The organism is Synechococcus sp. PCC 7336, from assembly GCF_000332275.1.
In the GTDB taxonomy this organism is placed as follows: Bacteria; Cyanobacteriota; Cyanobacteriia; order Thermostichales; family PCC-7336; genus PCC-7336.
In genome coordinates this window covers 1,163,268-1,181,463 of record NZ_CM001776.1, presented here as the reverse complement: position 1 = coordinate 1,181,463, position 18,196 = coordinate 1,163,268, and the positions used below count along the sequence as shown (strand labels likewise).

Sequence of the window (18,196 nt, the reverse complement as noted above, 5' to 3'; positions counted from 1 at the left end):
ATCGCATTTTTAATGGCTAGAAGCTAAGCAGGGTAAGGGTTGTAGCCTTAGCGTAGTTTTCTATGTGCGATTCGTTTCAGATGACCGTAGCGTTGGCCATCTCATACCCATAGGACATTGAGAATAGAAAGGCGATCGCCCCACAACAGGAACTCGTCAAACAGAGTGCGGCAGATAGGAGAGCATGTTAATTTTTCCGATCGCCCTTCGCCCCTCCAGTTCCTCTCAGCCCTAGTTTCGCTAGCCGCGAGCACAGCTCGGACAGCGTGCAAACCCAGACATCGCGAGATCTGAGGCAGTCGATAAGTCACAGACCCAAAGTCTCGATCGAAGCCTAAAGGCCCTACTTTGCTGATTTCTGTTTTGATACCTATTTAATATTTCTTACAATTATTAAGCATCTATTTATACTATTTCCGTGGATACACGCATGTGTAGCCGCTAGGTCGCTGTTAACTTTAAACCGTCTCAGGCATTTCATCACGCTCTCATAGTGTTTTCACGGCACTCCCATACCTGGGAAGGCCAATTGCCGTGCCGTCCGAACGCGAGATAGCGTCTGTCCCACTCGATCTGTCGTTGGATATTCAGTTCCCATGCCTCTCTCCGATTCGCCTTTGAACGCCGATCGCTCGGCGATCGCCTCTGGGCTCGTGCTCGATGACGAACTCCCGAGCAGCTCTCTGTTAGAACAAGCCAGCTTGGAAAGCAGTTTGGAACAGTCTGGCTCCCGTTCGAGCGGGTCGGTGGGCGAAGGAGCTCTCGCCACGGAAGCGGAAACGCTTTCCCTGCTGGCAGAACAACCCTTCGAGCCTGAGGACCCCAACTCAGTATTTTCATCTCAGTCCTCATTTCCTTCCTCCTCGGGCGGCGGCACGGGAGCGTCTGCCGACCAGCAGCGACAACTGTTGGAAGCAGCGGCGAACTCATTCGATCCATTGACGGGCAGCGGGACAGACTCGCAACTGCTGGGGGCAAGCTCGGATGCCGAACTGCTAGTCGCGAATAGTAGCTTATCGACCCTGACTGAAGGGACAGCAACAATACCAGTCTTTGCGGTGGTGGCCGAAGGCCGAGTCACGATTAATGGCGGTGGAGATTTTGACGGCAATCCGCTCGATCTCTCGGACGATGCCCGCATCTATGCCGGAAATGGGTTCGCCTTCAACCAGACTCCCATCCTGCCAGTGCAGTTGGATAGCCAGGGCAATCCAGTGCTCGATGCCTCCGGTCAGCCGATTCTAGTCGAGAATGCCGTGGCGGTGGCAGCGGGATTTTCCGTAGCAAGCGCCTCCGACAATCCCTACGCCAACTTGCTGCCTCCCCAGGAGGTCGCCCCGCTAACGGTTGAGCTGCCTGCGTTTGCCGAGATTCGAGCCAACGAACTGGCGGCGAGACTCCCAGCAGGAGTAACTCCGATTGACTTCAATCCCAATCAGACCCCCATCAATACCGCTGCCGAGTTCGAAGCCAATTTTCCTGGCGGCGGTACAGTTGAGAATCCAGCTTTCATTCGCATTGCGAACGGCAGCCTGACCATTCCCGATGGGGTGTCTATCAGCAATGCCGTCATCGTGGTGGAGAGTGGCTCGATTAGCTTCAACGGCAGCCATCAGAGCCTCGACAATGTCGTACTGCTGGCAGAGCAGCGAACCATCGATCTGGGCAATGCCCAACTCAATAACAGCTCGGTCCTAGCAGCCAATAATATTCGCACGGGCAGTGGGTCTCGCTTTAGCGGACAAACGTTGCTGGCCAATGGCAATGGCAGTAGTATTCTCAATTTTAATGGGGCCACCGCTTCCACAAATGCGGATGATTTCCTGACAGTCGTGGCTCAGGGCCGACTGACCTTCAATGGGGTGGCGGATACTCGCGCTCAGTTGGTGGCGGGGGGGAATGTCTCGTTTAACAGCCCCGCGATGTTGGTGGGGTCAGTGTTGACTCGGGGCAATCTCACCTTTAACGAGAGCATTACGGTTGTTGCCGAATCTGCAGGCTCCCCTCAGCCGGATACGATCGCCCCCGTAGTAACGGCTGGGTTAGCTAACGATACGGGAGTTGAGAGTGGAGATGGCATCACTAACGACCCCGCTATTAGCGGTCAGGTCACAGACGATCGGGCTGTAGCGGGATTGGTAGCCCGCTTTGCCAATGGGCTCAATCCCGAGTTTGTGGATGTGCTGGCCAATGTGCAGGCAGATGGCAACTTTAGCTTCACGAACGACCAACTGGCGAGCATTTATGGCGGCCCGTTGCCCGATGGACCATTAACGCTGCAGTTGGTGGCGCAGGATAGCTCGGGCAATATTTCGGAACCTGTGGAGTTGGCATTTGTGCTCGATACGGCTGCACCTGGGCTGGGGACACCCGAGTTGTTGGCTGGGAGTGACAGCGGTTCGAGCGATGCCGATGGGATGAGCAATGCCGAGCCATTGGAGTTTGCTGTTGCAGCAGAAGTAGGCAGTAGCGTTCAGCTATTTGTGGACGGGCAGCTCGTGTCTCAGGCGATCGCCACCGATGTCGCGACTGTGTTTGCGATCGCGCAGTTGGCGGAGGGAGAACGCGAAGTCACCGCAACCGCGACCGATGCAGCGGGGAACAGCAACACGTCAGAGGCGATCGCGGTGACAGTAGACCGTCAAGCACCTCAGGTGACGGTGGAGAGCATTGCCGATGGAGCTGAGATTGCTGAAGGGGCTCGGCTGCAGGGGATGGCTGCGGGAACGGGTTCGGCGATCGCCAGTTTGAGCTATCAGTTTGAGGGCACGGCTGCAGTTGAGGTGCCAGTCAATCCCGATGGCAGTTTTGATGTAGCGATTAGTTTGGCTGGTTTGGTAGATGGAGCCCAAAGTCTGACGGTTAGAGCGGTCGATGTGGCAGGGAACGAGATTGTTTCGACCTTTGCCGTGACGGTGGTGCTGGCGGGAGATGAAGATACAGTACTGCCCGAGCTGACGGTAGAACTGACCGGCGATACCGGGATTGACGGGGATGGGATTACGTCCGAGGTAGCGATTGCAGGTACAGCTTCGGACGAGTCAGCGGTGGTGTCGCTGCGGGCAGGTCTGGATGGCGTGCCGGTAGCCGAGTTTGTGGATATCTCCACAGCACTCAATCCCGATGGCAGTTTTGCCCTGTCTGCCGAGCAATTGGTGCAGTTGTTTGGCGAGCTGGCCGATGGCGAGCACACCCTCAGCTTTGTGGCAGCGGATGAGTTTGGCAATGTCTCGGCGATCGCCGCTCTAACCTTCACCCTCGACACCACCGGTCCCGACCTGACGCTCTTGGCTCCCATCGTCAATGCCGAGCACAGCGGTACGGCTCGACTGATTGGCTCGGTGGGCGATACCTCCGGCCCACTGACTGCCCAATTCAGTTTGGATAGCCAGCCCACGACTGAGGTGGTCTTGCAGACCGATGGCAGTTTCGATGTGGCGATCGGCAGCACTCCTCTGGCAGAAGGTACTTATCAACTGACCCTGGAGGCCACCGATCTAGCGGGCAATCGCAGCCAAACTCAAGTTTCCTTCCAGGTCTCCCCCGATTTCGTGCTCGGCCCCAATGACGGCACTGGCTTTGGCATTCGGACTGAAGATGCCATTGTTCTTAACGAGCGCGACAGTTTCCTCGTGCAAGCCGACCGCACGATCGACCTGCCTCTGGCAGAAGGTTCGCGCACCCTCCGCTTCGAGCTGGAGACGGACTTCGATACTTCGGCCACGGCTGCGATTGAAGACCAACTGTTGGTTTATTTGCTCGATCCAGTTACGGGCGAAACGCTGCTGGGTGAGGATGGGGCGGCGGTGTTTGCTCTAGCAGGCGATCGCGCTGAGTTTATCCCTGGCTTGGTGCGCTTCGACGGCTCGGCGGTCGAGATCGACCTCACCCGTTTGAGCGAGGTCAACTCCGCTCAACTGGTGGTGCAGTTGGTTAATGCCGATGGGGATACCGGCTCCTCGGTGCAGTTGAGTAACATTACGGTCGAGATTGACCCCGAAGGGAATGAAGCACCCCTCTTCCCCGAGAACGACGCCTTTGCGACAGCAGCAGGCGAACTGGATTTGAGCCAGCTGACGGTGGCAAGCGCCGACACGATTGAGCTCAACTTCGACACCGTCAGCTTGGAAGCCGAGACGGGGCTCTACCAGGCAGAAGTGCAAATTCGCAATGCCGGGACTGAAGTCTTGGGTCGTCGGGTGGCGATCGTCTTCTCCAATTTGCCGGAGGGGGTGGAGTTATTGTCTGCCTCTGGCTTTGATGGCGAGGGCAATCCTTACATCAATTTGGGCAATGCCATCTTCTCGGGCGGATTGGATATCGGTCAGTTCTCCGATGTGGTGACCCTCAGCTTCAGCAATCCCGAACTGCTGCAGCTCGATTTGCAGGCGACTGTGCTGTCGGGGGGAGCTAACCGAGCGCCGGTCTTCGAACCCCTACCGCCTCTGGAGGTCATGCCGGGGGACACGCTATCGCTGCCGCTGACGGCAACGGATGCGGATGGGGATACGGTCACCTTCCGAATTCAGGCGGATGGTCCTCTGCCTGCGGGCACGTTGGAGGGTAATGGCCGTCTGGTGTTCCGGCCTCAACTGGATGAGATTGGCAGTTACAGCTTCACGTTGGTGGCCACCGATGGCGGAGCTGAGGTTCGTCAGCAAGTGACGCTCGATGTGGTGGCCGACCCGGTTACCACCACTCGTTTTTCGGGCACGGTGGCCAGCACCGAAGCCGATCCGGTGACGGGGGATCAACTGCGCCTGGAGGGGGTACGGGTGACGTTGGGCAATGCTGAAACGTTTACGAGTGCGGATGGGTCGTTCGCCATCGAATTGCTTGGGGAATTGCAGGGGGACGAGATTCTGCAGGTACATGGCGATTCAGTAGAAGGAACTTTTCCCTTCATTGCCGAACAATTGCCCCTACTTCTGGGGCAAGAGGCGATCGCTGGAGTGAACAACGTCATTACTCGACCGATTTATCTGCCCCCGATCGATCTTGCGAACGGTCAGGCGATCGATCCGGCTGTGGATGTTCTCGTCACCACGGAGGCGATTCCGGGGGCAGCGGTTGAGGTGAGTGCGAACTCGCTCAAGGTGGTGGACGAGAGCGGCCAGTTTCAGGATTTCGCAGGCAGTTTGAGCATTACTGAGGTGCCACCCGAATTGACTCCTGCTGCTCTACCGGAGGGCTTGCTGCCGGATTTGGTGGTGACGATTCAGCCTGCCGAGTTGGTGTTCGAGATTCCCGCCGCACTCACTCTGCCCAACCTGACAGGATATGGTCCCGGAGAGTTACTCGATCTGCACTCCATCGATCCGAATACGGGCGAGTTTGTCATTGTGGGGACGGGACGGGTCAGCGACGATGGCTCGGTCATCGAAACCATTGAAGGGGGCATTCGCACCAGTAGTTGGCACGGTTTTGGCATTCCGGCCTCAGGTAACCCCATTGAGTCAGAATCCCTCAACCTGAACCACGATCTCAGTGCAGAGGAACACCCTTGTCCCTTACCAGCTACTTCTTCAGTCGATGCCTTTTCCGGCAGGTTAACGGAAACTCACGATTTGGTCAGCTACTTGTCGGTGGGAGTAGAGCGCAGCCTTCAACTGACCTACGACTCGGAGCGAGCCAATCCGTCACCGATTGTTTACTTCGGTCGCGAAAGCGCTCGCCAGGGGCGCGCAACAGAAGACTTCCTCACCGCTAGACTGACGCTGAATCTCGACGGCTTCGACTATGTCGTCCCTGGCTTCTCGGGTGGGGGAGGTCTGGGAGCCGGATTCCATTTTTGGAGAGCGGATGGCGACACTATCTTTGGCAGCTTTCGCGGCGCGCTTCAGGCAGAGCTGCAGGAGGTAGCCTCCGGTCAATATGCTTACACCTTAGAGAGCGGCATCCTCTTCCGACCCGGCGAGCGTTTTCGGGGCAGCCTCGATTCGCAATCTGGCGAGCTGATTGTGGTCAATACGGTTGCGAGCTTCTTTGGGGCCGGTTGGGGATTGCAGGGCTTGCAGGAGATTGTTGAGAATGCCGATGGCTCTCTGCTACTGATCGATGGCGATGGGAGCGAGTTGGTGTTTGATGCGCCTGCTGCTGGAGGAGATGTATATCAATCGCCCGCTGGAGATTTCTCCACCCTAGAGCGGCTGGCTGACGGTAGCTTCCAACGGACTTTCACAGATCGCACCGTGCATCGTTTTAACGCCGACAACCAGCTACTCTCCGTGACCGATCGCAATAGTAACCAGACCCAATACGTCTACAACGAGTTGGGGCAGTTACAGGCGATCGTCGATCCAGTGGGTCTGGAAACCAGCTTTACCTATGGTGCGGACGGTCGCGTCGATACGATTACCGATCCGGCTGAGCGGGTGACGCAACTGGAGCACAACGAATTTGGAAATCTGACTCGTATCACCGACCCAGACGGCAGTAGCCGCAGCTTCGAGTACGACCGGGAGCACAACCTAACTGCCGAAGTCGACCAGTTAGACAACCGCGAAGAAACCTACTACGATTTTGCCGGTCGCGCCACGGGGGCACTCAGAAAAGATGGTTCCACTATCCAGATCGCTAGCGCACAACAAGGACTATTCCGACCCGAGCTGACGAGCAATCTAGAGACTGCGCCAGAGGTTCTCCCCCGTCTCGAGCCCACGGCCAACTATGCCGATGGCAGTGGGAACGTTACCAGCATCAGCCTAGACCGGGCCGGTCAACCCACTGGGATTAGCGACCGATTGGGCGATGCAGATGTGCTGTTTTTTAGCGAACAGAACCAAGTCTCAGCATCCACAGATGCAAGGGGAGCCACCACCAACTTTGTCTATGACGAGCGTGGCAATGTTATTGAGAGTAGCGATGAAATATTCTCGGTTGCAGCATCGCAGCCGAGTCAGTTCGACTTCTTGCCCACTCAAACCCTCTTCAATAACGGCATTGATATCCCTCGCTCCCCGGTCACTGCAGATATCAATCACGATGGACATATCGATATCGTTGCAGCCACAAACACAGAGCTCTCTGTCCAATTGGGCAATGGCAGTGCTCAATTTGGCCCTCGGATGCTCTCGGAGATTGGTTTCGAGCCATCCATGTTTGTTTTGGGAGATTTCAATGGTGACGCTCTCCTAGATCTAGCTGCAGTTAACTTTGGCGAGGATAGCCTGTCGATTTATCGAGGTGACGGTGCGGGCAGGTTTGAATTTGAAGATCGCTTTGCCATCTCAGTGCCAGATGACTCTACAGATGGGGCTGCTTTGTTGGAGTTGACGGACATTGCGGTGGCAGACCTCGATGGGGATGGCGAGCTCGACATTGCAGTCAGCGGTACAGGCAGGCAAAGTATCCGGGTGCCCGATACCGGTGGCGGTTATGGCGGCGGTTATGGGGGTGGCTACGGAGGGGGATATGGCAGTGGTTTTACGACCACTTCTGAAGACTACGGTCGCGTCTTTACGTTTACTAGGGCAGTAGATGGCAGCCTTACTCAGCTGGGAGAGTTCGAGCGGCTTCCCAACGGAGAGCGAGATCTAGCCATTCAATTAGGCGATCTTGACTTGGATGGCAATGCCGATCTGATCTATTCCTCATTTTCAAACATCTCTGTCGCGCTGGGCAATGGGGATGGTTCTTTTACGCTTGACAACACTTTTGCTGCTGCTCCCCTGACACAAAGAACCCCTCGTTTTTCCGGTCTCGAGCTAGCTGATTTCAATCGCGATGGCTTCCTCGATCTGGTCACCTTAACGGATGGACTCTTTGTGCCTGTTAGCAGCACTGCACCGGGCACTGACGATCTCGTCTCGATCTGGCTGGGCAATGGCAGCGGCGACTTCAGCTTCAGCTCTTCTAGAAGGGTGACAGTTTTCACCGATTCCCTGGCGATCGGGGATGTCGATCGCGATGGCAATCTCGATGTGGCGGTCTCCACACTTTCAGGTTCTAGGGAACTATTTATCTTCGGTACGGATGGAGAGGGGCAGTTTGTCTTCAATCAATTGGGGAATGAATTTGCCAATGATGCAGGCATTACCGATCTCTCGCTGGCAGATTTGGATGGGGATGGAGCGGACGATCTGGTCGGGTTCAGTCAGTCCGAGCGTCGCATCGCTTTTCGGCGCAATGGTCGGGCAGTTCAAACCAGACAAACGTTTGAGTACGATTCGGTTTTCAATCAGCTGACTCGCTCTACCGATGAGTTGGGGCGCGACACGTTCTTCGAACTCGATCCTGCTACGGGCAATGTATTGGTAGCGCGACAGGTTGTGGGCCAAAACGATCGCACCTCTGGCGAAACCGATGATGTGGTGACAGCATTTACTTATACTGCATTGGGCTTGGTGGACACCATCACCGATGCTCTGGGTCGCACCACAGACAACGACTATGACGAATTCGGTCGCTTGATTGCCACAACTTTTGCTGTTGGCACGGCTGATGAAGCCACTGTCCGTCAAGAGTACGACGATCTGAGCGGCAACATCTCGGCATTCACAAACGAACTGGGCAATCGCACCGAGTACGAGTTCGATTCGAACAATCGCCTAACTCAAATTGTTGAAGCCGATCCCGATAGGGAGGGACCCTTAAGCTCTCCCGTGACTCTCTTTGATTACGATCGACGAGGTAATGTCCTCTCAGTTCGGGACGCGAATGGCAATCTCACTCAGTTTGAGTATGACGAGCGCGATCGGGTTGTTGCCACCCTCGATGCTCTCGAACAACAGGCCACGTTTGCCTATGATTTGCGGGGCAACCTCATCGCTGAAACAGATTTCAACGGAAATCTGACTGAATATCGCTACGATAGCCGCAGTCGTCGCATTGAAGAAATTGATGCTGAAGGATTCTCAACTCAGTTCTCCTATGACCGAAATGGCAACTTGCTCTCTGTGACCGATCCGCGTGGAAATACTACACGGTACGAGTACGATGCTCGCGATCGCTTGACGGAAATAGTTGATGCAGTTGGGAATTCAACTCGATACGAATACGATCTAGCGGACAACCTAATTTCTGTAGCAGATCGCAACACTAATCGAACGGAATTTGCATACGACGAGCTCGATCGCCTTATCGAGCAAATCGATACCGATAGCAATAGCGCTCTATTTGAATATGACAAGCTTGGCAATCTAGTACGTCAAACCAACCGGCGCGGATTCGCTCTCGAATTTGAATACGATGCTCGCAATCGTCTAGTTAAAACCAGAGATCCATTAGACGGACAAGTTTTGTTTTCCTATGATAATGCCAACAATCTATTGTCTGTGACCGATGAATTAAACCGAACGACTCAGTTCAGCTACGATGCCCTCAATCGCCAAACTGAAATCCTCGATCCCTTATTGCAATCCACACAGTTTAGGTACGATCTCGTTGGAAATTTAGTAGGTGTTGACGAAGAGTTAGGTCGCACTGTTGAGTACGCTTACGACCCACTCAATCGTCTCACGACCATTACCAACGCCTTTGAAGATACCGTTGAGTACGGCTACGACGAAAACAGCAATCTCACATCTATTACTGATGAGCTGAACCGCACGATCGCCTTCACCTATGACGGTCGCGATCTCCAGACGAGTGTTACCGACCCACTCGGTAACACCACCACCACTGCCTATGACGGCAATGGAAATGTGGTGTCCGTTGCCGATGCCTTAGACAACACCATCACCTTCGCCTACGACGAACTCAATCGCTTAGCGATCGGTGCCGATGCCAATGGAGACCCGACTACTTATACCTACGATGCAGAGGGAAATTTGGCCTCCCTGCTCGATCCAGCCGGTAACCTCACCACCTATGAATACGATCGCCTCAATCGCTTGGTAGTAGAAACCAATCAACTGCTGGATAACCGTCTCTACGATTATGACGAAGTCGGCAATTTAGTGGGTCTTACCGATCGGAACAACCGCCGCACCGTCTATGCCTACGACCCGCTCGACCGACTGGCGAACGAGCAGTTCTTGGGTGATGGAGGGGTGGTAGAGCGCAGTTTTAGTTATACCTACGATGCCACCAGCCAACTTAAAGGTGCGGGCGACGACCTCTATACCTATACCTACGATTACGATCTGGCCGGTCGGCTCACCTTGGTTTCAAATGTTGGCTCAGCTGGTGTTCCCGAAGTGGCGTTGGGCTACACTTACGATCGCTTGAACAATCTGACTTCGGTGACTGACATCATCAATGGTGCCGAAGCCGGCATTGAAACCTTCGAGTATGACTTGCTCAATCGCGTCACTCGCCTGACCCAATCGGGAACGGGGGTAGCCGAGAAAGCTGTCACCTTTGCTTACGATGCTGCCAGTCAGCTCGAACAGTTGGACAGTTTTAGCGACTTGGCTCAAACTCAGCTAGTCGCAAGCTCCAGCTATTTCTACGATCTGGCAGGCAGGCTGAAACAGATTGTGCAATCGAATGATGCAGGTGAGATTGCCGAGTATGACTATCAGTACGATGCTGCCAATCGGATTACAGAACTGGTGTCGCCGGATGAAGTCAGCACCTTCACCTACGATGCTCGCAATCAATTGACCTCGGCTGAGCATAGCTTACAGACGAACGAGGCTTACAGCTATGATGCCAATGGCAATCGCACGAATGTAGGCGATCGCACGGGAACCAACAATCAATTGCTTGAAGACGAGCAATATCTATATGACTACGACGGCGAAGGCAATCGTAGTCGTCAAACGGACAAATCCACTGGTGCGGTCACTGAATACAAGTGGAACCATCGCAATCAATTGATAGCTGTAGTTACTCGCGATATGGATGGTAATGTCATGCTCTCCGCAGAGTATGGCTACGATGTCTTCGATCGCCGCATTCTGAAAACGGTGGACTTGGATGGGGATGGAGTTTTGGAAGCGGAAACGGAGCGATTTGTTTACGATGGTGCACATATTGCGTTAGTGTTTGATAGCGACGGCAACCTAACATATCGCTATTTGCACGGTCCGGCGATCGACCAAGTATTAGCACAGGAGGATGCTGAAGGTAACGTTCTGTGGGCGCTGAGTGACCATCAGGGCTCGATCCGAGATCTACTTGATGCAGATGGAAACCTTGTCAATCACATCAGCTATGACAGTTTTGGTAACATTACGAATGAGACGACACCTGATATCGATTTCCGCTTCGGGTATACGGGGCGGGAGTTTGATGATGAAACAGGACTCTATTACTATCGAGCACGATATTACGATTCATCAACTGGACAATTCATCAGTCAAGATCCTTTAAATTTCCAAGCAGGCGATCCAAATCTATACCGATATGTCGAGAATTCTGTCCCCAATCTGAGCGATCCATCAGGACTAATGCCTGGTGCAATAGTTGAAGCACCACCGAGACCTCCCGTCACTACTCCCAGACTGCCTCGTTCTCCTATCCCAGGGCGTTCTCCTGCGCCTAAACCTGGAGTCCCACGAATCCTACTTCCATTTCTTCTATGGGAGATCTTTGATGCAGGTCCCGTGGGAGATGGAACTATCGAAGGATTTCCAACCCCCCAATCAGATCCTGTTCCCATTCCTCTCCCCGATCCTCTTCCAGAGCCATCAGCACCACCGACTAACCCTTGTGATGATGATGATGATGATGACAGACGAAACTTTGCGCATGGAACTTCTAGAGAAAGTGCTCAAGACATTGTTACTAATGGTATCAATGAAATACCGGCAAGAGCTAACTCCTCACGCGGGCGAAATATACCGGGCAGCTTTCACACATTCGATGTTGATAGGCAAATAGATGCAATTCAACTTGCCTATGAGGCTGGCTTTACAAAAGTTCCAGATCCTGTTGTAGTTATCATGAGCATTCCAGAATCTACATTTGATGACCTAGTGACTAGCGGTCAAGTTCTCATACAACCAATTGCTGAATCTGGTGCAACTGAGACTGTTTTTAGACCTAGCTCTTTTGACACTCTCAATAGTGTTGCAACTTTTCCAGCAATTATTGACCCAAATCTACAACAATAAATATATTTATATTACTGAGGATTTAAGCCATGTCTTCCAAAGACTATTCAAGTTTTAAACTGGTCACTAAAAACTATCCCGATTTGATTCAGATCTCAGAAGATCGATTTCAAAGAGAGTGGTCGATAACCTTGAAGAGGGCTATCTCTTCTGAGACCAATTTAGGGTCTATTTCAGAAAAACTATCGTATGAAGGCTTTCAAGTTTTACTCAAGAGTCTTGATGGTAATCTACTTGAAGCATCAGTGACAACAAACTATTCTGAGACAGATTATTTATTTTTTAACACAAGTAATTTATTTGCGGAGATCGATCAACTGTTATGTGAAATTGAGTTAATTCAAGGACAGGCAAGGAATGATTGGTTCCCTTGGTTGGCAGAAAGAAGTGGCCAACCTTTCAAAATAAGTAGGTGGATTATTCGAGAAGTTGATGTGGGCTTGCGCTTTTCTAAGCAAGGGGGGATTACCTTCTTTGGTACCGAGGAGGTTAATGAGATGTTGCTACACGGCTCGAAAGTTGTCTCAATCAACCCTGGAGGGGCTCTAACAAGACAAATTACTCGTGGTGGTGGCGATCCTAGTTTTGAAATTTCTGGTTTTTTTGTCAGTGTCAGGTTACATGAGCATCCTCCTTCTTTGTCAGACTGGACAAACCCTACCACCACTCCTGGAAACAAGCCCGAGGCTGATATGTAAATGAAGTCGCTGCGCTCCGCCTGTTCCGCATCGCCGGTGATCAAGCGCACTGCGTGCAACGGTAATGCTAGTCCCCCCACCCGCGCTAATCGCGCCTCCCAATTCGCGCCAAGCCGCCCCCGCGCAACCCCGCTAATGCCCAACAGTGCCATCAACGAAGCGGGGGCAACGCACCCACCCACCCGCCGTAGCTGCTTGGCGCGGGGATAAAACCAGCAGGCATGACCCTTGAAGATTTCTTTGGCCCTCAAAGGTAAGAGCAGGTAAACCTGCCCTCACCTTCGAGGTGAAACGGGCTCAATATTGCTATTGAGCCCGTTTCACTTGCTCTAACTTTTCTTGCAACACACGCTGCATCTCTTCCCTCGGCATATTCGCCGGATAGATCGGCCCATCAGTGTCGCGAGTTAACAATTCACCCAACGCAGCGCTGCACTTGTCATCATCTGCACGATTCTCTGAGATGAATTGCTTCAGTTCTTTAATCGTTAACTGCTTCAGATTAGTCATTGTAAAACCTCCAACGTCCATCCGAAAAAATAACAATTACCATACTGTCCGTCACCCCACCTTGAATATAAATCGTCTCAAGGTTCACATCAAAGCGAAATACATTAATCGGCTGATATCCATTCGAAAACCACTGACATAAAACCACAGCTTGAATCGCTTGTTCGGGGGTTACCAACTCCTCACTCCTTAAGCACTCCAGTTTTTCACCATTTGACTGGTCTGATATTTGATAATCATACCGTCGAGTAAAGCTCGGATAATCTTCTTTTCCTCCTCTGGCATCTGAGAGACCGCCTCGAACTGCAACTTTAACTCATCTTCAGGGCCACGCTCATCATCATCAAACACCAACGCATCAGCACTGATATTGAAAGCCAGAGCCAACTTTCGGATAGCCTCCAGAGTTGGCTTGGAAGTTCCACTTTCGTAGCGACGAATTTGCAGGACACGTACGCCGACTCGGTCAGCTAACTCCTGTTGGGTCCATCTTTTCTGCTTGCGCAACTTCAGGACACGCTCAGCGAAGCCCATAGGCAAAGCCAGAACTACAGCCTCAGTAGTATATTCCTTACAATCTGAAATGAGTGCTTGAATAGATGCAAAAAGATATGCTAAATATATCATGAATGAGCCTTGACGGCAATCTGAGAGGATAACCTATGCCCCGCTACCCAGACGAGTTAATCGAGCGCATCAAAAGCGATGTCAGCCTCGAACGCCTCTTAGCCGCCCAAGGCCACAACCTGAAGAACCACGGCCAGGACCTGATAACCACCTGCCCCTTCCACGAAGACAAAACCCCCAGCCTGGTCATCAGCCCCGATACCAACCTCTGGCACTGCCTGGGAGCCTGCCAAACCGGCGGCTCCGTCATCGACTGGGTGATGAAACGAGAAGCCGTCAGCTTTCGCCACGCCATCGAACTGCTCAAACACGACCTCCCCCACCTCGACGCCGATAACCCCACCAACAGCAAACCCATCAAACGCAGCAGCACCCCTAAACTCCCACCCTTAGCCGCCAACCCCGATAACCAGCGGCTACTCCGCCAAGTCATCGACCATTACCACCGCACTCTGACGGAATCCCCCGATGCCCTGGCCTACCTACAAAGCCGTGGCTTACACAGCAGCGAACTACTACAGCAATTCAAATTGGGCTACGCCAACCGCACCCTCAGCTATCGGCTGCCCCAAAAGAACCGCCAATCTGGTGCGGCCATCCGCACCCAACTGCAAGAGATTGGCTTGCTGCGCTCCAGCGGTCACGAACATTTCAACGGCTGTTTAGTGGTGCCGGTCATCAGTGCAACAGGCGTGATTGAGGAAGTCTACGGTCGCAAAATTGGCAAAGCCTTGCGCAAAGGCACTGCCCAGCATCTCTATCTGCCCGGTCCCCATCGCGGCGTCTGGAATGTGCCAGCCTTAGCCGCCAGCTCGCAAGCGATCCTCTGCGAATCCCTGATGGACGCGATGACCTTCTGGGTCCACGGTTACCGCAATGTCACCAGCAGCTACGGCACCAGCGGCTTTACGTTTGACCACCTAACCGCTTTTGAGCAGCACTCTATCCAACGGGTCTACATCGCTTACGACCGCGACCGCGCCGGTAATACTGCGGCTGAGAAGCTGGCAGAAACCTTGATGGACAAAGGCATTGAATGCTTCCGCCTGCTCTTCCCCCAAGGCATGGACGCCAACGCCTACGCTCAAGCCGTCTCCGACCCCGCCGAGCGTCTGGGAGCTGCCATCCGCAAAGCTGAGTGGTTGGGCAAAGCTCCAACTCCCTCTCCCACTCCCCCTCAACCCCCTCCTTTAGCTGCTCCCTCTTCGCCACCACCACCAGCAGAAGAAGATGAGGTGACAGCAGCCAGCACTGAGCTACCTCAAACCGAGATCCAAGAGCACGAAATCAAACTCAGCTTCGGTACACGTCACTACCGCATTCGGGGCCTAGACAAAAACCTCAGCTACGACCAACTCAAGCTCAACCTCCTGATCCGCCGCGACAAGACCTTCCACGTCGATACCCTCGACCTCTACAACGCCCGCCACCGCAGCGCCTTTCTCAAACAAGCCAGCCACGAACTCTGTCTGTCCACCGACACCCTCAAAGCAGATCTCGCTCAAGTGCTGTTGCAATTAGAAGAGCTGCAAGACCAACAGATCCAGCAGGCCCTCAAGCCCAAAACTCAAGTCCCCCACATGAGCCAGACGGAACTGAAAGCTGCTCTGGAGCTGCTCAAACAGCCCAACCTGCTCGAGCGTATTTTGCAAGACTTCGACCGTTGCGGCGTCGTCGGAGAACAAACCAACAAACTGGTGGGCTATCTGGCCGCCACTAGTCGCAAACTGGATGCGCCTTTAGCCGTCCTGATTCAAAGCTCCAGCGCGGCCGGGAAAAGCTCGCTGATGGATGCCATCCTGGCTCTGATACCGGCAGAAGCACAAATCAAGTATTCCGCCATGACCGGTCAGAGTTTGTTCTACATGGGAGAAACCGACCTCAAACACAAGATCCTGGCCATTGCTGAACAAGAGGGAGCCGACCAAGCCAGCTACGCCCTCAAACTTCTCCAGTCAGAAGGAGAAATCACCATTGCTTCCACCGGCAAAGATGTCACCACCGGCAAACTCCAGACGGTGCAATACCGAGTCGAAGGTCCGATGATGTTGATGATGACGACGACGGCTATCGATATCGATGAGGAATTACTCAATCGCTGTCTGGTGCTGACGGTCAATGAAAGCCGAGCCCAAACCGAAGCGATTCACGCTCGCCAGCGTCAGCACAAAACTCTAGCCGGTCTGCTGGCCCAACAGCAACGGCAGGACATTCTCAAGCTGCATCAAAACGCTCAGCGTCTGTTACGCCCTCTTTTAGTGGCTAATCCCTACGCCGAGCAGTTAACCTTTGTCAGCACCCGCACCCGCACCCGCCGCGACCACCTGAAATATTTGGGGCTGATTCAGACGATTGCGTTGCTTCACCAGCATCAGCGCCCGATTGAGCGGGTGGAACATAACGGTCGGTGGGTCGAATATATCGAGGTGACGCTGGATGACATCGAGATTGCCAATCGCTTAGCCCATCAGGTTTTAGGCCGTTCTCTCGATGAGTTACCCCCCCAAACTCGCCGCTTGCTGGTGTTGATTCAGCAGATGGTCATTGACGTTTGTACCCGCCAGAATATCGCGCAACCGGACTATCGCTTTAGCCGCAAAGATATCCGCAGTTGCACTGGCTGGAGCGATCAACAACTCAAGGTTCATTGTCGCCGCCTCACGGAGTTGGAATATCTACTGATCCATTCCGGCAGTCGCGGCCAAAGCTTTCAATACGAACTGCTCTATGACGGCAATCCTGCTGCACCAGGCGCTCATCAGATGGGCTTGATTGACCTGGACCATCTCAGACAGGAGTACGACACGCAAAAGAATGGGCCAATCCTCCATAAGAAGGGGCCAAGTTTGCCCCAAGTTGCCCCCAAGTTTGGGCCAAGTACGGGTGCCTCAAACCCAGTACTCAACGGGCATAGAGCCTGATTTTGGCTGACTTCTCCAAAAAAACACAGTACCCCCCTATCTCAAAACCGTACTTTTTGTCGTACTTTCCCGTCGTACTCACTCCCCTCCTCCTGAGCCGCTCATGCCCCGCAAGCGCCCACCACCATCCTTCCCTGATGTGCCCAACATCGCCGACCCCCAAGGCTTTGTCTGTCTGATGGAGCGCTACTTTGAGTGGCTGAGCGTGCGTAACTACTCCCCCGGCACCATCCGCACTCGTCGGGTCCGCTTGAGCCAGTTCATCAACTGGTGCGCCCAGCGCTCTCTGCTACGACCCTGCGAAATCACCAAGCCGATTTTGGAACGCTACCAGCGCCATCTCTACCACTACCGCCAAGTCAACGGCAAACCGCTGACCTTCCGCTCCCAACACCACTCCTTGGTCGCCATCCGGGCCTGGTTCAAGTGGTTGGCCCGTCAGAATCACATCCTCTACAACCCCGCCAGCGAGCTGGAGTTACCCAAACTAGAGAACCGCTTGCCTAAAGCGGTTCTCTCCCAACCAGAAGCCGAGCAGGTACTCAGCCAGCCCGATGTCCGCACAGCAACGGGCCTGCGAGACCGGGCCATCCTCGAAACTTTCTACAGCACTGGTATTCGCCGTCAGGAGCTGCTCCAGCTCGCCCTCGAAGACCTCGATAGCCAACGGGGCACCTTGATGGTGCGTCAGGGAAAAGGACGCAAGGACCGTATGATTCCCATTGGCGCTCGTGCGGTGGCTTGGATTGAGAAGTATCTTGCGGATGTGCGGCCCCATCTTTGTTGCGGTCATGAAGATGGCTGTTTGTTCCTCTCTCATCTCGGGGAGCCGTTTACTCCCAATCGGCTCACCCAATTGGTGCGCGCCTACGTCGATAAAGCAGATATCGGCAAGACGGGTAGCTGTCATTTATTCCGCCACACCATGGCAACGCTCATGCACGAGAATGGGGCCGATATTCGCGATATTCAAGCGATGCTAGGTCATGTCAATCTCGCCACGACTCAGCTCTACACTCAGGTATCGATTAAGAAGCTCAAGCAGGTTCACACCCTCACCCATCCCGCTCGCTCGGACCGCTCGCTGACGGTGAACTGGGACGAGCCCGCTCCGGCAACTGCCGATGAGTTATTCGCCACCTTAGCTGCCGAACTGTCAGATGAGCAGTAGACTTGATTCACATCCCGCGTCAGGGGGCTTTTACAGAACTAACTACCTATCGTTTTTCCTTAGCTGCTCAATGCCAGGGCTCATAGGTGGCAACAACATCCGAAGCGTAAAGTGCCTCTGACTCAACTGTTTTGTCAATCACATCAGCTATGACAGTTTTGGTAACATTACGAATGAGACGACACCTGATATCGATTTCCGCTTCGGGTATACGGGGCGGGAGTTTGATGATGAAACAGGACTCTATTACTATCGAGCACGATATTA

7 protein-coding genes are annotated in these 18,196 nt (G+C 53.6%); 4 read left to right on the top strand and 3 right to left on the bottom strand.

Going from position 1 to position 18,196, the window contains the following annotated elements; genetic code table 11:
* Positions 1-596 precede the first annotated feature (596 nt).
* Together SYN7336_RS31870 and SYN7336_RS05715 are read left to right on the top strand one after the other, a co-directional pair.
* The gene (locus SYN7336_RS31870) at positions 597-12,002 is read left to right on the top strand and encodes an Ig-like domain-containing protein (protein WP_017324971.1); all 11,406 of its coding nucleotides are present in this window, start codon (positions 597-599) and stop codon (positions 12,000-12,002) included.
* 29 nt (positions 12,003-12,031) lie between these two features.
* A complete protein-coding gene (locus SYN7336_RS05715; protein WP_017324970.1) occupies positions 12,032-12,700 on the top strand; it encodes a hypothetical protein in 669 nt (222 codons plus the stop codon).
* Positions 12,701-13,006: 306 nt separating this feature from the next.
* Here the strand turns inward: SYN7336_RS05715 and SYN7336_RS05710 are convergent, their stop codons facing one another.
* The 3 genes from SYN7336_RS05710 to SYN7336_RS24620 are packed head-to-tail and all read right to left on the bottom strand — an operon-like array spanning position 13,007 to position 13,837.
* Complete coding sequence (locus SYN7336_RS05710; protein WP_038025753.1) at positions 13,007-13,210, bottom strand: hypothetical protein; 204 nt, start codon at positions 13,208-13,210, stop codon at positions 13,007-13,009.
* Positions 13,203-13,388, bottom strand: coding sequence for a hypothetical protein (locus SYN7336_RS32180; RefSeq protein ID WP_071590746.1), 186 nt, complete (start codon positions 13,386-13,388; stop codon positions 13,203-13,205). Before SYN7336_RS32180 ends, SYN7336_RS05710 begins: the two co-directional genes overlap by 8 nt.
* 11 nt (positions 13,389-13,399) lie before the next feature.
* Positions 13,400-13,837 (bottom strand): helix-turn-helix domain-containing protein, encoded by a 438-nt coding sequence (locus SYN7336_RS24620; protein WP_017324968.1) that lies wholly within the window; start codon positions 13,835-13,837, stop codon positions 13,400-13,402.
* Positions 13,838-13,872: 35 nt separating this feature from the next.
* Between SYN7336_RS24620 and SYN7336_RS05700 the strand changes: the two genes are divergently transcribed.
* Positions 13,873-16,758 carry a CHC2 zinc finger domain-containing protein gene (locus tag SYN7336_RS05700; RefSeq protein WP_017324967.1) on the top strand — a complete coding sequence of 962 codons (2,886 nt, stop codon included), beginning with the start codon at positions 13,873-13,875 and terminating at the stop codon, positions 16,756-16,758.
* Between the two features lie 103 nt (positions 16,759-16,861).
* Positions 16,862-17,929, top strand: coding sequence for a site-specific tyrosine recombinase XerC (xerC, locus tag SYN7336_RS05695; protein WP_026100728.1), 1,068 nt, complete (start codon positions 16,862-16,864; stop codon positions 17,927-17,929).
* Positions 17,930-18,196 lie beyond the last annotated feature (267 nt).